Genomic DNA, 21,828 nt, shown 5'->3' with positions numbered 1-21,828 from the left:
CCTGTCACGAATATGTTCGGACTACCAACCGAAACTGTGTTTTTATCTTTGCACTTTTATTCTATCGCAAGTAGAATATTTTTTCAAATTGAAAAGAAAAGGTTGAGGATTTTTGTCCCAACCTTTTCTTGTTATTTTTTACGTTTGATATGTTTGTCAATTTCGTCCACTATTTTACCCATGACATAGCTCACCTGTAAATTGCGAATCACTAAAAGTGCCCAGAAAACAGCGAATAAATAGTGTCCTGACATCATTGCTTCGTTAAAAAAATACGTTTCAATTGCTGTGAAGAAAGCTGTTGTAAGAAATTGTTGTCTTGTCATGATTCTATTATAGCATGAAACAGCAGAAAAATCTAAATTCAGTCCTCCTGAACGGTAATTTTTTCCGCTAAGAAATCAAATCCTTCTGGAATGACTGTATTCTCTTTTTCTTCAGCTTGTGGTGCGTTTTCTCCACGCGCTTTAGCCGAAAATTCAGCTCGAATCTCTGTCCAATCCGTCATAGAAACCGCCAAGATGTCTGGTGAAAATCCAGCCGCATTGCTTAATAAATTCCCAAACATGGTGTTGAGATTTTCCCGTTTCATGGTTTGTTCTGCATTAAAGCTCGACTCAAATGCCAGAATGGCGTGGTTTTCGTTAGCTGCGACGGGTTGTGAGCCGACTAAAAGTGCCTTATCTGCTCCGGCTAAACTTTCAATAATTTCTCCCCAAGCATTCTGCAACTTGGTTAAATTACTGCGAGCCAGGCTAGGATTTTCAACTGCTTCTTGCAGAATGGCATTCACTTTATGGCGGTCTACTCGATAACCCTTGCTTGTTTTGGCTGAGCGTGTTGGCTGTACTGGCTTACTAGGTGCAGAACTTGACTGCAAACTTGCCAATTGATTCTTAAGCTGGTTGATTTCTTCTTTGAGCGTTTCTATCTGGCCTGCTATATTGGAGGGTAATTCTGCTTTATCTTGCCCTTCAGCCAGTCGAATGGTCATCATTTCTGTATAAATCTTGGGTTGCAAGCTGTTCTTGATTTCCACAAGGCTCTTCGTTGCAATCTCAATCAACTCAAACAATCTTTCCTGCGGAGTCTTGAGGTTTTCTAAAAAGCTTTCACTCGTATGCGTATTTTCTCCACCCGTTTTAACAATGAGCAAATCTCTAAGATATTGCAGCAAATCTGTGACAAAGCGAGCCATATTTTTGCCGCTGTCGAATATGACATCAAGATTTTTTAATGCCACTGACGTATCATGCGCTAATACAGCTGCTACATACGCGTCTAATGCTCCTAAACTGATAGAACCCGTGATTTCTTCAGAAATAGCCGTTGTCAGCTGATTGTCTTGAGTCAAGCTGAGGGCTTGGTCCAAGATAGATAGGGCATCTCGCACACCGCCTTCTGCTCGTCTTGCAATAATCTGCACCGCTTCATTTTCAAAGTCAATATTTTCTTGCTGCAAAATCCACTCAATGTGCTCTACAATATCTTTGGTTTTAATCGACTTGAACTCAAAGCGCTGAACACGCGAAAGAATGGTTGCTGGTATTTTATGCAGTTCTGTCGTTGCTAAAATAAAGACGACATTTTCTGTCGGCTCTTCCAAAGTCTTAAGAAGCGCATTAAAAGCGCCCGTTGAGAGCATGTGAACCTCATCAATGATATAAACCTTATGCTTCGCTAGACTGGGAGCGTAAGTTGATTTGTCACGAATATCTCGGATTTCATCCACACCATTATTAGAAGCCGCGTCAATCTCAATGACATCTTCTAGGCTTCCTTCGGTAATGGCTTGGCAAATATAACAGTCATTGCAAGGCTCTCCATCCTTTTGGTTGGGGCAATTCATTGCCTTAGCAAAAATCTTGGCTACGCTGGTCTTCCCAGTTCCTCTGGGACCTGAAAAGAGATAGGCATGACTAATTTTATCCTGTTCAACTGCCTGCCGCAAGGTTGTCGCCACAACCTCCTGCCCAACTAGCTGACCGAAGGTTTGGCTTCTGTATTTTCGATATAAAGCTTGATACATTAGGCTTTGTCTCCAAACATTTCAAAATTCCAACTTGTTTTCTCTAGTAAGAGAGCCACAAAAAATTCCAGATATTCTCGGTCAATCTCATCATAATCTGCCACCAGATGAGAATCCAAATCCAACACCCCTACTAAGCGGTCGTTTTTGACCATTGGTACTACAATCTCGCTGCGAGCTCTGCTATCACAGGAAATGTAATTGCCATGTTGGGTCACATCTTCTACAATCATCGTCTGCCGTTTGGCTGCTGCTTCACCGCAGACTCCTTTTCCTAGCGCAATATGTACACAGGAGACACCACCTTGAAAAGGTCCTAAAATCAACTCGTTTCCGTCATAAAGATAAAAGCCAGTAAAGACAGAATGAGGCAAGGCTTGGTTTAGCAGAGCAGAGCTGTTTGAGAGATTCGCCAACGCATTGCTTTCGCCCTCTAGTAATGCTTCAAGCTGCGCTAAAAGTAATTGATAATTTGAAATTTTTTCTGATTGATTCATACTTTCTATTATATCAAAAAAGACAGCAGACTGTGCTAAAAACTTTATATTTTTGCTTCTATCCAGTTTTGTAAGGGGAAGCAAATTAAAGAATCTATAAACCACACATAGTATCTCCAACTATTGTTATAAATAACACACTTTATTTTATATAACACCTTCTGGCTTTTTAATAATTTTATACAAAATCCATTGATTTTTTCTCTGACTGCTAACCAGCTTAAGACCCTTGTTATTTAAAAAAGCTGCAAATTCTTCCTCTTTCTTGAGCTCTGGCTGGAAGTAGGTTAATTTGCTCCATTCACAAGCCAGCAAGATAAGCCCGTCTCGCCTTAGAATTCGCCTCAACTCAGAAAAAGCTCTGGATAAATCTGGCCAATGAAAATGTGTCTGAAAAGCAGTTATCAAGTCAAATGACTCTGCTGAATAAGTTGTTTGACCCACATCTTTGAGTTCAAAATTCAAATCTGCAATGTTCCATTTTTTAGCTTGGGTAATAGCTGTTTTCGAAATATCAATTCCGATAACCTTGCTATTTGGAAAATACTGTTTGAGATAGAGAGTGGATTGACCATTTCCTATTCCAACATCTAAAATATTTTTGATATTTTGCTGCTCTAGTTGGCTAATCGCCCACTCAACCATAGGGAAATAAACCTGATTCCAGATTTTCATCATCCAAATGCCCACTAGACCTGTCGGTTGCTTGGATTGTTTGAGTAAATATAAAAAAAGCAAGAAGAACAAAATAGCAACGCTAATGATAACAGCATTCATACTTTCTCCCTTCGATAATCACTAATTTCCGACTCATATCGCTTAACCAATTGCGATGAATACACTTTTGGCTCCTTGCTTTCTTTTACTTTCTTCCAAAGAATAGCGGCAACTTTTAGTTTAGGCTGAAAAGAAGCATTGCTTGTGTCAGCGCAGAAATCTTTGACAAATTGATTCCACTGACAGCTAGAAGTATCATATTGAGCATAGCTTGATTGTCCTTGATAAATCGCTAACATATCTCGCAGTGTGAATTCGACATCTTTTTCTGCTTTTACCTTTCGCCAAGCTGCCGCCATGTCCGCTGTAAATTTAAAAGGTTGAATGCCTGTTTGCTGAGCAAAAAACTTCCGAAAGTGCGCATTAAAGGCAAAACCACAGAATAACAAGGGCGTGTCTAAAGTAAGCTCTATGCCTTGCTTTTTCTTGGTTTTTAAAGGAACTTTCTTCTGAACAACATTCCCTGCAAAATACTGTTTGATTTCCTCTTCTAGCTCTTTTTTGATACCTGAATACTCCAATCCCAACTGTTTACAAATCTCTGCTAATTCTGCACGATACCAATAGTATTGTGAAAACTCTTGATAGGTCTTTATCATTGTAAAATCTGGTCTATCCTGCATTGCTTATTTTCCTTTTCTCTTTTGCTATAGCCTATTATACCACTAGCAAAGTAATTCCTCAAAAATGATAGAGTTTCCCCGTTTGTAAAAAACGCCTATCATTCTAGCGAGGTAAATCAGTTTCAGTTGAGACTGTCGATTCATTCGAACGCTTCAACCTACTTTATCTTTAAGTCCAAAAATATAAAAGAGCTGGAAAATAAATTTCCAACTCTTGAGGGGGGCGTTGTTAAGAAACCAATTCTCCTGTGAGTACATTGATAGACTTGACAGTTCCTGTCGAATCAGTATAGCTGACCGTCTTGTTTGCAGGATGATAGGTAAACTTTTCTAAGCTCAAACCATATTTAAAAGCAATTTTAATCATTTTTGCTCGGAAATCTTGCAGAGACAATCCATAGCTTGCTGCGCGTGCCTTTTCAGCTTTTTCTTCAGCATTAACTGTTGGTTTTTCAGTCCCTTCTGAATTTTCCTTTTCATCATCTACCTCTTTACTTGCAGAGTCGTCTTTCTTATCCTCTGGCTCTTCATTTGGTGCATAATTCTTGCCATCATCTGATTGGTTTTGCTTACCATGATTGCTGTCATTACCAAAGCCATCATCAGAGTGAGGACGATCGTTTGGATTTTGCACATAATATTTCACCGTAGCAAGGAAATCTTCCAAGCTATAACCCTCTGGCGCGTTGTAAAGGCCTTCGTCAAACCAAGAGAGAGAAATATTGTGATAGTGATCATGGTGCGGAATAATCAATTGCCCATTCTTGTAATCCACAACATAAGCTGTATGATATGGCATTGCCTCAACCGGCACTTTTTTAGCTGGTGTCACGCGTTCATAGATTAATTGTGCACTTTCTTTTTGAGGTTGCTTTGGATCAGTTTTAGGCTTGTCTTCTTTCTTTTCATTCGGCGCTTTGGTTTTCAGATATTCTTCTGTCGCCTTACGCTCAGATTCTGACAAATCTTTCTTAGGAATATAATGGCTATGTGTCATGTGTGGCGCAGTGTAGCCATCTCCCTGCTCCTCTGTCACATCATGCGGATCAAAGATATAACCGTCTGATGTCGCATAACGACCTGCAGCTTTAGCTAGCGCAACTTCATCAGCCGTATAAGCAATTTGCGAATTTGCTTTGCCTGCGCGGTCATGGTGCACTTCGGCGGAGAGTTTCAAGACTTGGTCTAGCAAAGCCAATTTATCCGCATTCTTGTCTGCCACTTTTTGGAGCAAATCATTCACTTGAGCCAGTTTATCACTTGCATTTCCTTTTTCTTCCAGTGCTTTCGGATAGACATCAACACAACTTTCGCTTTCTTTGCAAATTCTGTGTTTTGACCAGCAGAATCATTATCTGAACCAGTTGCTTTCACCATTTCAGCTAACAAAGCTTTTGCTTTCGCAAGCAGGCTCTCTTTCTCTTCTATACCTAATAACAGATTTGAGTTGAGACCATTTATTTGCTCTTCAAAGTTTGCTTTTTGACGTGCATCTGAAACCTTCTCTAACAAAGCTTCTGCTTTAGCAAGGAAAGTTTTGATTTGCTCATCGCTAATTTCCGTTTCAGCAGATTCTTTTTTCTTCTCGTTTTTATCAGAAGTTTTGCCAGTATCTTGCTGATTTTTATCTGGTGTTGCTTGATGATCTTGTTGCGCTTGATTCGACTGCTTAGCTTCAGAATAATCCTCACCTGGCGTTATCATCTGCGCAATCTTTCGTTCCAAGTCAGACATTTTATTGTAGTAAATAAAATGATAATGATTGCCATGCGGAACGGCAACTCCATTAGGAGTTTGACTTGTAATCTGTGCTGGGTCAAATACCAGACCGTCTGATTCTACATGCCGTTGACTCAAAGGAGTCGCATATAATTGCCGCAGCAATTTAATGATTTCAGCTTTATTTCCGCGCTTCGGTTCAGTTTGTTTTGGAGCTGGTTGAGAAGGCTGAGTTTGCTGATTTCCTGTATGATTAGACGTTCCCGGATTAGCAGGACGATAGTCCAACGATGGATGGTTCATTCCTCTGTTTGACTGAGGAATTTGACCTGAATTGGACGGATATTGTGGACGACTTTTGCCTGTTTTATTGTCCCAATAGTTTTGAGCCGCTGCTAACTCGCTAGGAGACAAATCGCTCTTTGGAATGTAGTGGAAATGATTGCCATGCGGAACGATAAAAGCATCACCTGTATCCTCAATGACATCAGTTGGATTGAAGACATAGCCATCGTCTGTCGTATAACGACCTTGCGCACGAGCTTCTTTGACAGCTGTTGTTACAGTTCCTTTTGCGCCCTTATGACCTTTCCCACTGTATTCTTCCCTTTGACGAGCAATTTCTTCTTTTGTCCGAACATTGCTGGTATGATTTGGATCTTTCAGATAAAGATAATACTTGCCATTCACCTTGATAATGTAGCCGTCTTTTACTTCGTTGACAATATCAGACTGCTGCAAAGTGTAGTTTGGATCGCGCATGATCAGTTCTTCACTGATAATGGCATCGTAAGGAACTTTCCCATTGTAATAGTGATAATGATCCCCGTGAGAAGTTACATAGCCTTGGTCTGTAATCTTAACGACAATCTGCTCTGCATTGATTCCTTCTTTGGCACTTATTTCATCTGGAGTTAAATTCTCAGCCTTTTTCCCTTTTTCTTTGGACTTACTATCAACATAAGCCACACGATTGTCTGCTTTGCTAGAAACACTCTGATAACGCCCTAGCTCATACGCACAAATACTCAATGCAAGAACTGCAATAGAACCAATGATATATTTTTTCTTCATATTTCTCCTCATTTTTTTAATTCTTTTGCCAATACCGCTAGATTGGCGTCTAGATTTTCAAGATAAGTTTTATTATTTTGTGGGTCAGCCTCCAAAGGATTCAATTCTTTTAATTTCACTCCTGTAGATTTGACCAAGGTTTTAGCAACTTTTGAAGAAGCATTGCTTTCCACAAAAATTGTCTTGACCTTGTATTGTTTCACAAACTCTTCAATTTCCGTCAGCTGACGTGGACTAGGCTCTTGCTCTGGTGAAATCCCAGCAATTCCCAACTGAGTTAAACCAAATCGTTTCGCTAAGTAAGAAAAGGCCGTATGCTGCGTCACAAATGTTTTTTGTTTCGCCGCTTTGAAAATCGGTTGATATTTTTTAGTCAACTCTTTTGCCTTAGCTACCAGCTCTTTCACATTTTTTTGATAGGTTTCTTTATTTTTACTATCAATCTTCGAAAGTTTATCCGCGATGATTTGCGCTTCTTCTGCCACTTTTTCTGGATCTAACCAAGTATGCGGATCGTATAGAGTTTTTTCATCCACTCCCTCACCAGCAGCAACATCTTCTAATCCCGGTACACGCTCCAGCTTCATCCCTTCTGATGCTTCAAGAACTTTTACTTTGGATTTTTTCAGGTTTGGATCCAATTTCCCTGCCCATGACTCTAGTGTATGAGAATGGTAAACAAAGACATCCGCATCATAGATAGCAGCTACATCATTCGCCGATGGCTCAAAAGAATGAATTCCCGTGCTTGACTGAATCATCCGAACATCATTCAAATCCCCAGACACTTCTTTAACCATGGCATAAATCGGGTAAAAACTTGTTACAATTTTCATTCCCTTGCTCTGCTTTTTGCTACCTGCACCGCACGCCGTCAAAATCAAAACCAGTCCTGCCACAAAAATAGAAAATAAATATTTCCTTAATTTCATATATCACTCCTTAACTAGTGTTTAACCAGTTTATTAACTGGTTAATATGATACCATGATAGAAATTAGCTGTCAAGAATTTTTTATCTGTTTTTTTAACAATAATAAAAAAGCTTTCTAAATAGCATTAGAAAACTTTTACTCTTACCAATCGCTTTTTTCTTTACGAATCTCTTCCAGCATTTCAGCTTCTTCTGCTGTGAACTCATATTTTTCTAGCAAATCTGGACGACGTTCATAAGTCTTTTTCAGACTCTCATACAGACGCCATTTTCGAATATTTTCATGATGACCGCTCATCAAAATATCTGGCACAACCATTCCACGAAAATCATACGGGCGCGTATATTGAGGATATTCTAAAAGGCCTGATGAAAAACTGTCATCAGTATGACTAACTTCCTTACCAAGAACTTCAGGAATCAGTCGTACCGTCGCATCAATCATTGTCATAGCAGCCAACTCTCCACCGGTCAAAACATAATCTCCAAGAGAGACCTCGTCTGTCACCAAACTCTTAATCCGCTCATCATAACCTTCATAATGCCCGCAGATAAAGATTAATTCTTCTTCTTGAGAAAGTTCTTCCGCATAAGCTTGATTAAATGTTCGACCAGCAGGATCCAACAAAACGACTCGTGGCTGATTTTTTTCAATCGCATCATAAGCATCAAAAATTGGTTGTGCTCTGAGCAGCATTCCCTGACCGCCCCCATAAGGCTCGTCATCAACGTGTCTCGATTTCTCTGCATTTTCTCGAAAATTATGATAGTGAATCTCTAGTAATCCTTTTTCGCGCGCCTTGCCAACTATTGAATGCTCTAAAGGGGCAAACATCTCCGGAAATAGGGTCAAAATATCAATCTTCATCGTCCAGTCCTTCCGGAATTTCCACGTCTACTCGACTATTTTCAAAATCAATATTCAATACAACAGGTGGAATATAAGGCAACAGTAAATCACGCTTGCCTTTGCGCTTTACCACCCAGACATCATTGGCACCGGGCTGCAAAATTTCTTTAATTGTTCCAATCAAAATGTCCTGTTCATAAACATTCAAGCCAATAATTTCATGATAATAAAATTCGCCCTCATCCAAATCCGATAAGTCTTGCTCAGCCACTTTCAAGGTAAAATCACGATATTTTTCAATGTCATTGATATGGTACATTCCTTTGAACTTGACAATATCAAAATTTTTCATCTTACGATGACTGGCAATTTCCACATTCATGACAAAATGTTCCTTTTTATCAAAAAGAGCTAAAATACTTCCTTTTTTAAAACGCTCCTCTGCAAAATCCGTTACGGACATAACACGCATTTCGCCTTGCAAACCTTGCGTATTTACAATTTTTCCAACATTATAATAGTTCATTTTCTCTCCAAATACTAGCATTATCATATTTATTCTATCATGAATAAAAGGAATTCTCAAGAAAACAAAAACCCCACCCACGCCGTGATGTGATATACTCCCCTTATAGCGGACAACGAAAAAACAAAAATTCACTAAAACTATAAGGGGAGTTTTCCTATACTTTCTATAAACTAGTTCAAGCATATCAAATATAGCTTGGAGCTTCTATCACAAGAAAAAGAGCTATCAAAAATAGCTCAATATTTTCCTAAGTCTAAAATTTGATTATATCTACTTTCATCCTCAATATGGTGAGCAATTTCTAGCATCATAACAGGTAGAGAAAACAGTAGCTCACGCACCATCTGGCTGTTTTCCTCGTCCAAAGCAGCGGTTACCTCATCTACTAGTAAAACATCCTTTTTACGCAGGAGAAATCTTGCCAGTTCTATCCGAACCCTCTGACCACCCGAAATATTGTCACCATTGTTACTGACAATAAAGTCCAACCCTTCTGTTAATTCATTGTCGAGCTTGACTTGTTTTAAAACAAACCACAAATCTTCATCAGAAAAGACTTGTCCCAAAGTCAAATTATATCGAACTGTGTCATTAAAAAGGAATGGATGCTGGCTAATAATACCAACACTAGATACAAAATGAGATGTATAGTTATTAGTTGTTGTCACACCAGTAATCTGACCTTCATCAGCCTGCTCCTCACCAATAATTATCCGAAACAAGGTCGATTTCCCACAGCCACTCGGTCCCTTGATTAAAACTTTCTGACCAGTTTGGATGTCCAAATTCAGATGGGTAAAAAGCTGTCTGCTACCATAAGATTTACTTAAATTTTGGATGTGCAGGGCACGAAGTTCTTGCATATCATCTTTCGCCAGTTGTTTATCATCTTTACTGTCTAATACTCCATAAATCTTGTCCGCAGTCGTTTTTGCCCCTTGGATATCTACTGTATCATACATGATTGTCTGGATAGGACTCACCAACTGACCAGCTGCGATATACATGGCGACAAGACTAGCGACAGATACCCTATGACCATTCATGGCAAAGAAGAAACCTAACACAAGCGGTAAAACCTGACTCAGAAATACCATAAAGCCATTACAAAAGAAGACGATATTATGGGTGAAGCAAAAGTTTTGGATAGCTCGTTGATATTTCCAATTCACATTCCATAATTTTTGTCTATTTTCCAGAATCGCTTGATTCATGAGCAGAGTCTGCGCCCCTCGGATGCTGTCAGATACCTGATTATGAACCTCCACTCTGCCTTGAGCCATATCGTCACCAGTATGTTTGAGCCTTTTGTTCATTAAATATTGAGGAATAGGGCGTAAGATAGTAAAGAAGACAAAAATACTCCCCAGTAACAGATTTTGCGTAATAATATAAATTGCTGTTAGTAAAGCAACAAATCCCCAGCAAATTATGTTAATGTACTTTTCTAAATAATTATCCCCCAAATACTCCATATCCTGTGTGAGCATGGTGATTTTTTCATCTTCACTATAATCCTTATTTGTCATTAACTTACCAAATAAATCTGCTCTCATATTCATCTGAATCTCACGTCGAAATACGTTATGCGTGTGATTGCAAAAGAGCATCAAGCTATACAAGACAAAGTAGACTGTAAAACCAAAAAGAGCAAATTGCACTATCTTAAAATAGGTTAGTTCTCCTTGGTTTAAGGACAAAGCTCGAGATACTACTAAAGGTTGAGCAAGAGCCAATCCTCCATTTGCCAGTGCCCCGATGACAGTATAAAATTTCGTTTTCTTATCCAGATAGTGAAAAATTTTATTCATAATGTCCTCCTGGAAAAATAGAGAGGCTAGCACTCCTCTCCATATTATCATTTCTAATCTATTAACTGCAAATATTGCATTGATTGGTTATAGTTTCCGATCTCTTAGGAAGTTCTTTGTTTTTCTCTAAATACATTATACATCTATTAAAATAATGATTCAAGTAAAACTCAGAAATCCATTTTGTGTCAGGTCTGCTGTATAAAGTTCAGGTTCTGTAAAGAGAAGATAGAATCCATAAACCTCTGTAAAAAGAATAGCACAAGCCAGTCCTATAAAAAACACACCACTGTCTAGGATTAAGAGCTTCCAGAGAATCAAGGCAATCATGCCCACCACCATGAGGATAAGAGGAAGAATCAGAAAATCTGTCATAACCCTCCTACTACTCTACCATGCTACGATAAAAGACTGCGTCCTTGGAATCAAACTCTTCTAATTTTTGAACCAATTCCAGATAATCTTCTTTTTCAGGGTATTCAAAGTCCACTCCATGTTGCTCTTGGAGGGCAATTTCTAGTTGACTAGTGATTTCTCTCTTCGAGAAGAGTCCCCCAGTCACTTCCTCGTAATGTTCTTTGAGTTCCTTATAAACTTGGTATCCCCATTTGTCGGACTAGATAGGAAATCACGATGTAACATGACGATTGTATTTCCTTCTGCATGCTTCCTCCTTAAACGCAAAAAAGCGAGAATTATGAAAACAGTTCTCGCTTGAGATAAATAATTCTTTAAAAAACAAAAATCCCTGGCAAAATTTGTTTGACAGGGATTTTTGGCAGGGAATCAAATGATTTCACTTGTTTTTTCATTTGATTATCGCAATCAAAGACTGGTAAATCGGGATTTCACTCTCAAATTGCTATGTGCTTCTTATTTAAGAGTAACAGTTGCACTTTATCATAAGTCCTTTATTATCAACCTTTTCAAGCAGTTGTTTCTTTCTTGGTGGGGTTTTGGTGGGGTGTGAACCCTGCACTTATCAAGCGTTTAGTAATTTCTGCTCCACCATCTGCTTTTTTACTGTCATACAAATGTGAGTAAGTATTCAAGGTTGTTGCCTTATCGACTCGTCCTGAGCGAGCAGATACAAATAATACATCTTTGCCAAGCTCATTTATCATAAATGAATCATGCGAATGTCTTAGCCCTTTACCAGTGATTTCTGGGACTCCAACCTTCCGAGCTTGCCTTTGTAAAATTCGTGTTAATGTTGTTTTATGCAGTGGAACATCTTCTCTAGCAAGAATATAATCAGTTTCAGAATTGTTAATTTGAACCAATTTCCACTCCTTTAATACTTGAACGGTTAATTCATCCAATTCTACATATCGATTACCAGCGTTGGTCTTAGTGCTATTTTTTCTGGCATATTCTCCGTGTCCTAAATCTTCTAGTGTAGATTGAACATGAAGTAAGTTCTTCTTAAAATTAATATCAGACCAAATTAAGCTAAGACCTTCAGACACCCTAATCCCTGTCATAAAATAGAGCCAAATCATGGTGTATTTATAACGACCATCATAGCTTGATACATCAAATGATGAGACAACTTTCTGGAAGTCTTCAAACGTCCAAAACTTTGTTGTCGTGCGTTCACCAGCAATATTGTCTAGTTTATCACATGGATTCACTTCAATTAATTCTAGACGTTCAGCATAAGTGAAAGTTTTTTTGAATCGAATCCACAAATTTTTGGCATAATTAGCAGAATAATTTTCACCATCCATTAATTTTAATCGGAACAACTCACAATCTTTCACGGTGATATCAATTAGCTTCATTTTTCCAAATTCTGATTTGAACAAATCGAAATGTGGCTGAGCCGTTCTATATGTAGAACTTTGAACAGTTTTTACATAATATGGTAAAAATATATCATCCATATATTCAGAAAATGTTAGAGTACAAACTTTTGAATTATTCTGCTGAGCAAATTCTACTCTTATGCGACAAAGCTCATCAAATGCTTGTTTTTCAGATTTGAACGGATTACCGTCCTTATCTTTATAACTTTTTTTCCGACGACGTTTACCCGTTTCAGGGTCTACTCCAAATTCAGTTTGATAGAAAATTTTTCCATTTTTATCTCTTGAAACACCACGATATTTTTTAGTAGCCATCTTTAAGCCCCTTTCTGTTCAGAAAGCAACTCAAAGCCGAGTAATTCCTCTACAATGTATGTAGGAGCAAGGTTTAATCTTGAATTTTCAAAGGGCGAACGACTTAATTTTATCACATTACCTGAAGATTCTCTACTTTCTTCAAATAACTGTACTGCAATAGTTTTTGCTTGCTTAATAATATCCCTTGCTGTATGTTCTGGAAATCCTAGTTCCATCAAATCTTTATGGTTAACTGTCTGTTTCTTTTTCATTGCTATCATTCTTATCTCTCTTAGTTTTCATTCTACTTTTTATAACTGTATCTGGTGTGCTATCCTGTATCAACTCTTTCTTGTCATTCTCTTTTAAATTATATATTGATACAGTTTTTTCAAATTCGAGTGTGTTCATATCTAGCTCACCAGCAACAAATGTAGGAATAAAGTTCGCTAATTCCTTGTCCGCGATGGTTTTATATTCAATATCTGGTTGGTTTAACCCACGGCTCACGAAATAGCGTGGTTGATGGTATCCAGATGGTATAGCCATCAACTCTTTAGTAATATATTTAGAAATATAGTTTGCGGTTTTTTCTCTATCTTGTATCTTTGATACTGTGCTAAATCCATTTTTCCATGTTTCAGCATTATAGATTTGAAGCCCTTTTTTCTTAATGAGTCGATTTGTTTTTGGACTTCTCGCTTCGGTCAATGGTGGGGAAAATCCAGCCGTCAAACCGTGAAAATGTATTCGTCCGCTTTTATGTAATTCTGCTACAAAAATATATTGAAATTTTCCGTATTTTTCTCGTTGATATTTTAACCAAGCTCTAAGCCTCTTTTTGGCATAAGGATAATCCCTAGCATCAACTTTATTATCATCAAATGTCAACGTCCAGAATAAATCAAAATCATTTGATTGACAGTAGTATTTTATTTTTCGTCTAATTTTCTGAGCCTGTTGATAGTCATACAACTCTTGCTCATCTTCATCACGTATTTTAGGCTCTGTTGCCCGTATTATTTGTCGTCCCGGTTTCCTTCTCGTCTTACCATACTTTATAACCTCTATATGGTCAGGAAAACCGACTATTTTTGCATTATATTCATCTGACAAGTCATTCTGACCCGCCTTTCTTACTATTTCTTACTCCGTCAGCTTATCTTAGCTGTCTGTCAAGTAGACAGCTAATCATCCCCTCTTTATATGTTTTAGTTGTCTGAGCGGAGCAAGCTCCGCTCAGATTTTAAAACACGTAGTGCGCCTTTGAATGGCAGTTTCTTATCATCATAATAAGGGGTTCTAAAAACTATAGGATTTTCAAGCCCGATTCCATCAAGATATATTACTCCTTCATAGAGTGAGCTATCTGCACTTGGAAGAGCTAACTTGCTCATATTAAAAATTTCAGTTGCCTGTGATTGACTAATCCTCCCCAAAGCTATCCTCAATCCAAGAGAATCTCTAGCTTCACTCGGTAAAATAGAGGTTGGAATCATCTGTCCTGAAATAATAACAAAGATTGAGGCTTGACGTCCTTTGACAATCAATTTCATCAACTTTGCATAAAACTGTGGAAATAGTCGGTCGGCTGGTTTCCGAAGTTTATCTTCAGCTTGCATTGTGGTAGCTAATGCGAGATATTCATCAATCACAAGTAGGACTTGTCCATGTCTAAATTTTTCATTATGTGTAATATCCTCATCAGCAGAAATATCCGCATTTAATTCAGCATACCTAGCTTCCATCAAATCCTCAAGATAGGAAATCATCTTGAATGAATCTTCACCATTTGTGGCAACATCACCAATAATTTGCATAGATTGACTCAAGTATGCTCCTTTACCATCAATCGTATATACTGTATTTTTCGGATTATTGATTAGATAAGCCAATATCAAATATTTTAGTAAACTCGTTTTTCCTGATGAGGTGGGGCCTACTATTAGCCCCATCGGTTGCTTCAGTGTCCAACTTAATCGCTTAGTCAATTTGATATTTAAATCTTTAGATTCAATAAAATCTTCATAACCTTTTATATATAGTGACTTATCTGGCTTGTGAGAGAAGACCATTTTAACGAAACCATCTCCGATAAGATATTGCTCCAAAAACCACGATTCCCTTGTTTCTTTAATAAAGTATGACAAGAGTGCATTTGGAATTTCCTCAGAACTAGCTTTTGAAACGTGACCACCTTGAAATAGTTTTATAAATATCATTCCCGAATCTAGGTAATACTCCCAACGAATGGACTGAGTACTGTCAATATCAGATTTATGTTTACGAAGTATATCGTTTTCTTCTGCAAATCCCTTTAGTAAGGTTGATACTCTCCATTTTTCAATCGGTGAATATAGTGAGTGCAAAATAATCCACGTCAGGATTGTTAGAACTTCTATGCTAATAAGACATACCGCTATTGAAACTGGTACGAAATCAGCATTTTCTTGAGAAAAATATCTCAGCATTGATATTACAAAAGCCAATGTTATTTGACTAATGAACAAAATAGCTAAAATCAATAACATCTGTTTTCTGCGTTGAGTTTTAGTCTTGGTTACTTTAATATAAGTAACCTTTCGTTCATTTATACTAAGGGGGCTAACCCATTCTTTTATTGTTCGTATTGGAGTCATATTTGACCACCTTTATTTTTTATTAATACCCACGTAGCAATTGCTACATCCCCTATCCCGTATATCACTTAATTATTTAGTTTGTTGCCTTGGGTTGGACAATCTGAATATTTTCAAGAATGAGCTTTAAGCCACCCCAACCACCAGAATTTCCTCGTGACACCCATTTTAGAGCGACTTTTGCACTACGCAAATCAACGATTTCTCCAATTAACTCATCGACTTTATAACGTTTTAAAGTCGCTTCGTCTGTTACGACTTCAATTGTAATTGGAACAACACTTGAAATATCAAGACCTTGTTGTTTCATTAATTGGTATAATTTAATATCAATTCCTGATAAATTCAATTTTGCAACCGAATTTTCAATAACATCGCCATTGTCGTTTCGTTTTGCAACTTGTCTTGCTTGTGTAATAATTGCAACCTGAGGGGCATCAACTTCACTAACTGAGAAGCGGAGTTCTCCCAATTTTGTACTATTTAAACTAATTTTTTCCATTTTAGTCACCTAAATTTTCTTGTTGTCTTAACCTAGCCGACAACTGGCAATACTCTCGTGTTAACACTCTATGCCCAAGCACAATCTCATTATATAATGACTAGAAATTCCTGCTAAGGGGCTTTTTAGATATCTCTAACTTTTATTTTTAACCCCTACAACCTTTAATATTCTCCAATTGAGAACATGTCATTTAATAATACCGAACAAATCTGTTATAGCTGTGCCTTAGCATATAACTATTTTATTACGAACTTCGAACTTTAGTACGGGGTGCTTTTGAACTTTTTATTTCTGATTTTTAACCCATAACTAATAGAAAAAGTTCGGTATAATATAACTATAAGAGTATTTAGAAAGAAGAAGTTATATGCTTAAATTCTTACACACCGCAAATTATTTTTACTATCAAGCTTCAGAACGTCTTGAAAATAAAATTTCTAAAATCAATAGTGCAATTGATGAATTTCAAAGCCAGTATCCAACAAAGCTGAGAATGATTTCAAATAATCAAATCGCAATTGATAATAGAAAACAACTTACCCAAGTTAGGAAGAAAAACATTACCAAAAGAAATCCAAGTTATCTTCCTTATTCACTTGCTAAAGAAATCCTTGACTATTGTCGTCCAACTGATGAATTCGTTGATTTTCTAGAACATAGGGATATAGACACAACTGAAATGGTATATGAGGATATTAATGAAGTCTACTGGGGAACGCCTGAGGAACTTGCTCTAAACGAAGGGATTTTCTTTTATGTATTAATGAAGGATTTGTTAAATTCTGACAGTTATTGTGACTTAGTAAATACTATTTTGATTGACTCTCCTGAGTATGCGCTTTATCAAGCATATGAGAATCTAGAAATAACTAGAGAAAACACAGTTTCTATTTATGATATTTACTCCGAAAGTCCGAATTTGGATGACAGAAAGAAAATTATATCTCAGGCTATTTATCGTTTTTATGTATTGCATGTAAAAGATAAACTTAGCCTAAGTCAAAAATTTTTTGATTTTATTTCTGTTAATGGTCATAGTCTTACTTTCAATAATATGCAGACTCGATTGGTTGACTTCTTAAAAAACTATTTATTGGATTTTCTTGTTGAACATAAAGCACAAGAAAATTCACTTGGCTATCGGATATACACTATCTATAAGGATGATATACAATATTTACATTCTAAATTATTAGGTGATGACATATCAGAAATAGATGAGGAACTTCTTAGTGCTACAACAAGTTACTGTAAGACACTAATCAAAATCCAACATCATAAAGACTCATCATTAGAAAAAATACCTGACTGTTTAGTAACTTATATTGATAGTGTTGATTTGGTAATTCAAAATCTAGAAAAATACCAAACTGGAGTAACCACTATCGATGAGCTTATTACAACATACCAAGAAGCGATAAAGGATGCCCCCGAGGAACAGAAATTTACTTTCTGGTTTGACGAAACTGATAGAGGTATACTTTTTGATTAATATAAAAAAGGTTTCGTTTTATTCACAACGAAACCTTTTCACTTACTCAAATACTCTTGAAATAATGTTAACTAAACTATCCATCCCATTGTCAATTCCCCATGTTACAATAGCACTAAAAGCCATTGCTAATATCGGATGTTTATCAAAGAAAATCATATGATTTTCAACCTTTCCGCTCATTTGTATCTCATGTAACATTGTCACTAGCTCTGTCTGTTCTTCATCCTTCAATGTTCGTGAATACTCTTTGATATTCTCTAATATTTTCTCAATATCGGTATCAGTATAGATAACCGTTATCGAATTATTTCGACCACCAATCTGTGAGTTCATCATATCCCCACCGACTGAAACATGTGTGCTATTATCTTGATGATATTCGTTAAAATTTAGTGCTGAACTAGTGGAATCCAGTTGTGTTGGAAGTATTACAGGATTGATTTTCTTGTTTGCCCTCTTTACCATTTTGTTCATTTCTCTGACCATATCTCTCTCAATACCTTTAATTTGACTTTGTAAACTTTTTGCCATTTATATCCCTACTTTCTAGACTTCAAAATCTCGTATAATTTGCTTTTCTTCTTCAGTCAATCCGAACAAATCCATGACGAGTTCATCAATCTCAGTATTTAAAGAATCAACCAAGTCTTGATTAACTTTTTCTTTTGTCATTTCTTCCATTATTTGCACAACTAAGTCAGCAATTTCATTCTGTTGGTCATCATTTGAATTAGGAATAGGGAACTGCTTGATTTGTGTCAGCCTCATCTGTGGAAATGTATTTCTTTGTAAAAAGTCAAACTTTTCAATAGCATAAAAAGAAAGTATTTTTGAATTCAATACACCAATTAAATATAAAGGGGAAACTTTCAGATTGGTAATACTTTCAATACTCTGTTCATGTACAAAATTTTCTTTTGTATAAGTTGCTCTAAAAGTATAGATAGATTTCACTGGAATTCTAGCAATTAAAAGTCTCTCTCCTTCAAAAAGTTTACTGTCTCTAGGTGCAGCTAGGTGATTCCCATAAGATAAAAACTTTCCTGACCATTTTAAATGGTATCTTTGTAAATCACTACCCGATAGAAACATCCGATAGGAATCATCTTTTTTTTGATTAGAAAAGAACGGTTTACTGGCTTTGAACTCTTTAAATTCATCCTTATCCTCAGGTTGTTTAGGACTTCCTTTACCTCGTTCATACGCTTTCAATCCATCTTTGACTGTACCGTAATTTTTTTCTATTACTTTAGAATTCTTCTCAATTTTCAATAGCAATGATGAAACTCTCCCACTAATAGACGAAATTGTAATTACATCCTGATTAAGTAAACTTTCAGCCTTGGTGTCAGCTACTATTTTTATCTCACCGCCTGAAATCACACCTAAAGTAACTTTTGAGGGGCGTTTTGTAAACATCTCTACTATACAAACATCGATTGAAGCTTCATCAAAAATTTTATCTTTAGAATTTATAAAAGTTACTTCATCATAGCTTTTAAGAATATGATGGCGTAGTGTCTTATATTGATTAATTGTTAAAAAAGAGTTGGGAATAATATATGAAATTCCGCCACCATCTCGAATTAGAGAAAAAGCCAATTCTAAAAATAAACCAAATGTATTTGCTTGATAGTTATTCAAAGGGTAACTCCTTGAATAGTAGCTTTTCATTTCAACTGAAAAGGTATTATTTTGAGCAAAAATATAAGGAGGATTACCAATAACAAGGTCGAAGCCGACAAAGCGACCGTCTTCTCCCAAAATTTCGGGAAACTCCATTCGCCATTCCATACCACCAGCATATAACGGATTCTTTAAACGAGCTTCTAAAACTTTTTTAGCTTCAGATACTTGTTTTTTAACTTGTTCGTATCTTCTAGTTTCAGCAGTCTCATCTCCAAATAAGTCAATAATACCTGCTTTCCCTAACTCTACTTCCAACTTCTTTAACCGTTTCAGTTCAGGACTTGAAGCTGTATCATCAAATGACCGCTTTAAATTAGAAATTTTATCCCAGATTTTAGCTTTAGTTCGCTTATTATTTGTTTCTTTATATTCCCTTACTAAAGACAAATACTCTTTAAAATCTGTCCGTCTCATATCGAACTCATAGTCCAAATCAAACTTATGTAGAAGACTATCACCAACTTTGATATTGATATCAATATTTGGCAAGGTTGTTAAGGTCTTAGGCCCCATTTTATTTTGGTAGTAATAGGATGATTTTAATAACTCTATCCAGAGACGCAAACGACAAATATTTACTGAGCTTGGATTTATATCTACTGCGAAAAGGCAATTTTCAAGAATATAACGTTTCTGATTAAATATTGCTTTCTGAATTTTCTCAGACTGGCGATTATTTACTTGATAAAGGAAGTTATTCCCTGCCATATCCTGAATTACAAGCTCATCATTAATAACATAACATTGGATAAGGTTGCCGATATGGTTTCCTTCATCATCAAATAGTACATTTAGTTCACTCTTTAGAGCAATTATTTCATTTAAAATAGAAACAAGGAAGTGCCCTGAACCAACCGCAGGGTCACAAATTTTAAGGTCATTAATAGCCGAATTTACTTTTTTTGCAATTTTGATATTTTGAATAAGAAATTTAACCTCTTCGATTGTCTCACATTGCCAATTCAGAAATTCATTTACCTTATCTACAACTGCTGTTCGAATTGCTTTCCTAGACATATACATTGTAATGTGACCTGGAGTAAAGAACGAACCATCTTTATAACCATTGATTTTTTCAAAAATTAATCCTAGCACAGAAGCATTAATAAGGTCATTTTTAGATTTTTTATGATGTGAAATAGTAGTAGAAAAATCATAAGAATCTAAAAAGTCAAAAAGATAAGCAATGAAGTTTATTTTACCTGATTTACGTTTTTTATCAGCCCCTTTAAGTGCCGTTTTTGAAAAAATATCAATGTTACCTTCAGGCAAGCGGTCAATCCCTATACCATCTCTTGAGGTTTCTAGTTCAGTCTCTTCAAATAGTGATGAGTTGAGATAAGGAACATAGCCAAATTTTTCTTGTACACGCTGATTCCTATCCTCTTCTTTTTTAGCAAGCACCGCAAAGAAAAGACTGTAAATTTCTTCAAAACTATCTAATTTTTCAAATGTTAAAAATCTGAAATCCTCACTTTGATTAAATTGAATCAACTGGGATTCAAGGAGTTTCAAGAATAAAATACGATTCATCCAAACTACTGTTAGCTGAATGGCAATTTCTTCTTGCTTCTCCCTAGGGACATCTTTCATCTCAAGCTTATCAATAATATTTTCAACAAACGAATAACGTTGTCGCTTGGCAGGTTTAAGACGAGAAATTATTTTACTTGTTCCCTGTTTAGTTTCTTCTAACCCCATCAAATACAACAGTTCATCATAAAAATTCTTATTAAGCTTATTGGAATCTGTAAAGATTTCTTTATTTAATAAGTTTTCTGCTGTGAAAAATCGGTAAAGTTGTGTTAAGTTACTTTTCTTTATTTCAATAGACTTACTTGATTTAACTAAAGCTTGACTCAAATCAAAGTGGGCAACAACAATACCTTTTTCAATCGCTTTATCAATTTCAGGCGCAATTACTTCAGAGTACAGAAAATCTGTTCTATTACTTGAAAGCTGATTTTTACTAAATTTTGTCACAAGCTCAATCAAACACTTATTCTTAAAAAAATATTTTTCAAACTCTTTAGCTTCTATCACAAACCAAGATAAGCCATTAGTTATAATACATTTTTTTATTTCAAGATTTTTTGAAAATAAACGTTCAGACAAATAGTAAGCTACAATCTCTTGAAAAGCCTTAGTATTTAATCTTTCCTTAGTCATCATTTCTGATTTATTAGTTAAACTTTTACACTCAAAAATAACACCCAATGTTGAATCTGATGTCTTCCCATTGTAAATAGCCAAATCAATACGACTAGAAGTATTTATAAAATTATAAGGTAAAACTTGCTCCAAAAAATGTTTAAGCAAGTTTTTCTGATACTCTTCGCTTTCGGTTTTATTATTTTTAAGATGATTCAAATACTCAGTTAAGTATTTTTCAAAACGTAACTTTTCATCATCCAACGGCATGATTGCTTGGACAAACTTATTCATGCTTTCCTTTAAACTAAGTCCTTTAATTGCCATACACAACTCCACTAATAATTATATTCTTTAGCTGATAGTTATTAGTCTTTTGTGTAAGCAAAAGACTAAGCTAGC

20 protein-coding genes and 1 pseudogene are annotated in these 21,828 nt (G+C 36.2%); 1 reads left to right on the top strand and 20 read right to left on the bottom strand.

Annotated features, from left to right (window positions below; translation table 11 throughout):
• Nucleotides 1–131: 131 nt before the first annotated feature.
• From HMPREF2887_RS07775 to HMPREF2887_RS07700, 18 genes and pseudogenes are all read right to left on the bottom strand, one after another.
• Nucleotides 132–326 (bottom strand): DUF3272 family protein, encoded by a 195-nt coding sequence (locus tag HMPREF2887_RS07775; RefSeq protein WP_003024260.1) that lies wholly within the window; start codon nucleotides 324–326, stop codon nucleotides 132–134.
• Between the two features lie 38 nt (nucleotides 327–364).
• The gene (gene dnaX, locus HMPREF2887_RS07770) at nucleotides 365–2,029 is read right to left on the bottom strand and encodes a DNA polymerase III subunit gamma/tau (protein ID WP_084741011.1); all 1,665 of its coding nucleotides are present in this window, start codon (nucleotides 2,027–2,029) and stop codon (nucleotides 365–367) included.
• On the bottom strand, nucleotides 2,029–2,526 hold the full coding sequence (locus HMPREF2887_RS07765) for a GAF domain-containing protein (RefSeq protein WP_084741070.1): 498 nt from the start codon (nucleotides 2,524–2,526) through the stop codon (nucleotides 2,029–2,031). Before HMPREF2887_RS07765 ends, dnaX begins: the two co-directional genes overlap by 1 nt.
• 147 nt (nucleotides 2,527–2,673) lie before the next feature.
• On the bottom strand, nucleotides 2,674–3,303 hold the full coding sequence (locus HMPREF2887_RS07760; protein ID WP_021001764.1) for a class I SAM-dependent methyltransferase: 630 nt from the start codon (nucleotides 3,301–3,303) through the stop codon (nucleotides 2,674–2,676).
• Nucleotides 3,300–3,926: an SAP domain-containing protein gene (locus HMPREF2887_RS07755; protein ID WP_021001765.1), complete on the bottom strand. Its 627-nt coding sequence runs from the start codon at nucleotides 3,924–3,926 to the stop codon at nucleotides 3,300–3,302. The genes HMPREF2887_RS07760 and HMPREF2887_RS07755 overlap by 4 nt, the downstream gene beginning before the upstream one ends.
• Nucleotides 3,927–4,155: 229 nt before the next feature.
• A complete protein-coding gene (locus tag HMPREF2887_RS10585; RefSeq protein ID WP_261673880.1) occupies nucleotides 4,156–5,160 on the bottom strand; it encodes a pneumococcal-type histidine triad protein in 1,005 nt (334 codons plus the stop codon).
• A gap of 5 nt (nucleotides 5,161–5,165) precedes the next feature.
• Complete coding sequence (locus tag HMPREF2887_RS10580; RefSeq protein ID WP_315940898.1) at nucleotides 5,166–6,719, bottom strand: pneumococcal-type histidine triad protein; 1,554 nt, start codon at nucleotides 6,717–6,719, stop codon at nucleotides 5,166–5,168.
• A gap of 8 nt (nucleotides 6,720–6,727) precedes the next feature.
• Nucleotides 6,728–7,651, bottom strand: coding sequence for a metal ABC transporter solute-binding protein, Zn/Mn family (locus HMPREF2887_RS07745; RefSeq protein ID WP_021001767.1), 924 nt, complete (start codon nucleotides 7,649–7,651; stop codon nucleotides 6,728–6,730).
• Nucleotides 7,652–7,794: 143 nt separating this feature from the next.
• Complete coding sequence (gene trmD, locus HMPREF2887_RS07740; RefSeq protein WP_021001768.1) at nucleotides 7,795–8,520, bottom strand: tRNA (guanosine(37)-N1)-methyltransferase TrmD; 726 nt, start codon at nucleotides 8,518–8,520, stop codon at nucleotides 7,795–7,797.
• Complete coding sequence (gene rimM / locus HMPREF2887_RS07735; RefSeq protein ID WP_021001769.1) at nucleotides 8,510–9,028, bottom strand: ribosome maturation factor RimM; 519 nt, start codon at nucleotides 9,026–9,028, stop codon at nucleotides 8,510–8,512. The genes trmD and rimM overlap by 11 nt, the downstream gene beginning before the upstream one ends.
• Nucleotides 9,029–9,267: 239 nt before the next feature.
• Nucleotides 9,268–10,842: an ATP-binding cassette domain-containing protein gene (locus HMPREF2887_RS07730; protein WP_003076454.1), complete on the bottom strand. Its 1,575-nt coding sequence runs from the start codon at nucleotides 10,840–10,842 to the stop codon at nucleotides 9,268–9,270.
• 159 nt (nucleotides 10,843–11,001) lie between these two features.
• A complete protein-coding gene (locus HMPREF2887_RS07725) occupies nucleotides 11,002–11,217 on the bottom strand; it encodes a DUF5966 family protein (RefSeq protein ID WP_003024228.1) in 216 nt (71 codons plus the stop codon).
• A 10-nt stretch (nucleotides 11,218–11,227) separates the two neighbouring features.
• Nucleotides 11,228–11,443, bottom strand: a pseudogene (locus tag HMPREF2887_RS10280) (DUF5962 family protein); the annotation flags it as partial.
• A gap of 325 nt (nucleotides 11,444–11,768) precedes the next feature.
• Entirely contained in the window at nucleotides 11,769–12,965 is a 1,197-nt protein-coding gene (locus HMPREF2887_RS07720; RefSeq protein ID WP_021001770.1) for a tyrosine-type recombinase/integrase, read from the bottom strand.
• Nucleotides 12,966–12,967: 2 nt separating this feature from the next.
• A complete protein-coding gene (locus HMPREF2887_RS07715; protein ID WP_041784117.1) occupies nucleotides 12,968–13,219 on the bottom strand; it encodes a DUF3173 family protein in 252 nt (83 codons plus the stop codon).
• Complete coding sequence (locus HMPREF2887_RS07710; RefSeq protein WP_021001772.1) at nucleotides 13,197–14,063, bottom strand: rolling circle replication-associated protein; 867 nt, start codon at nucleotides 14,061–14,063, stop codon at nucleotides 13,197–13,199. The genes HMPREF2887_RS07715 and HMPREF2887_RS07710 overlap by 23 nt, the downstream gene beginning before the upstream one ends.
• A gap of 95 nt (nucleotides 14,064–14,158) precedes the next feature.
• On the bottom strand, nucleotides 14,159–15,586 hold the full coding sequence (locus tag HMPREF2887_RS07705; RefSeq protein WP_021001773.1) for an FtsK/SpoIIIE domain-containing protein: 1,428 nt from the start codon (nucleotides 15,584–15,586) through the stop codon (nucleotides 14,159–14,161).
• Nucleotides 15,587–15,662: 76 nt separating this feature from the next.
• A complete protein-coding gene (locus tag HMPREF2887_RS07700) occupies nucleotides 15,663–16,088 on the bottom strand; it encodes a hypothetical protein (protein ID WP_021001774.1) in 426 nt (141 codons plus the stop codon).
• 370 nt (nucleotides 16,089–16,458) lie between these two features.
• Between HMPREF2887_RS07700 and HMPREF2887_RS07695 the strand changes: the two genes are divergently transcribed.
• A complete protein-coding gene (locus HMPREF2887_RS07695) occupies nucleotides 16,459–17,583 on the top strand; it encodes a hypothetical protein (RefSeq protein ID WP_021001775.1) in 1,125 nt (374 codons plus the stop codon).
• A gap of 42 nt (nucleotides 17,584–17,625) precedes the next feature.
• Here the strand turns inward: HMPREF2887_RS07695 and HMPREF2887_RS07690 are convergent, their stop codons facing one another.
• Together HMPREF2887_RS07690 and HMPREF2887_RS07685 are read right to left on the bottom strand one after the other, a co-directional pair.
• Nucleotides 17,626–18,117: a hypothetical protein gene (locus HMPREF2887_RS07690; protein WP_021001776.1), complete on the bottom strand. Its 492-nt coding sequence runs from the start codon at nucleotides 18,115–18,117 to the stop codon at nucleotides 17,626–17,628.
• A 15-nt stretch (nucleotides 18,118–18,132) separates the two neighbouring features.
• Complete coding sequence (locus HMPREF2887_RS07685; protein ID WP_021001777.1) at nucleotides 18,133–21,753, bottom strand: type IIG restriction enzyme/methyltransferase; 3,621 nt, start codon at nucleotides 21,751–21,753, stop codon at nucleotides 18,133–18,135.
• Nucleotides 21,754–21,828: the final 75 nt, after the last annotated feature.

This window comes from Streptococcus sp. HMSC071H03 (genome assembly GCF_001813035.1).
Lineage (GTDB): Bacteria > Bacillota > Bacilli > Lactobacillales > Streptococcaceae > Streptococcus > Streptococcus anginosus.
The sequence above is the reverse complement of the archived record's forward strand: the minus strand, read 5'-3'. Positions and strand labels throughout refer to the sequence as shown.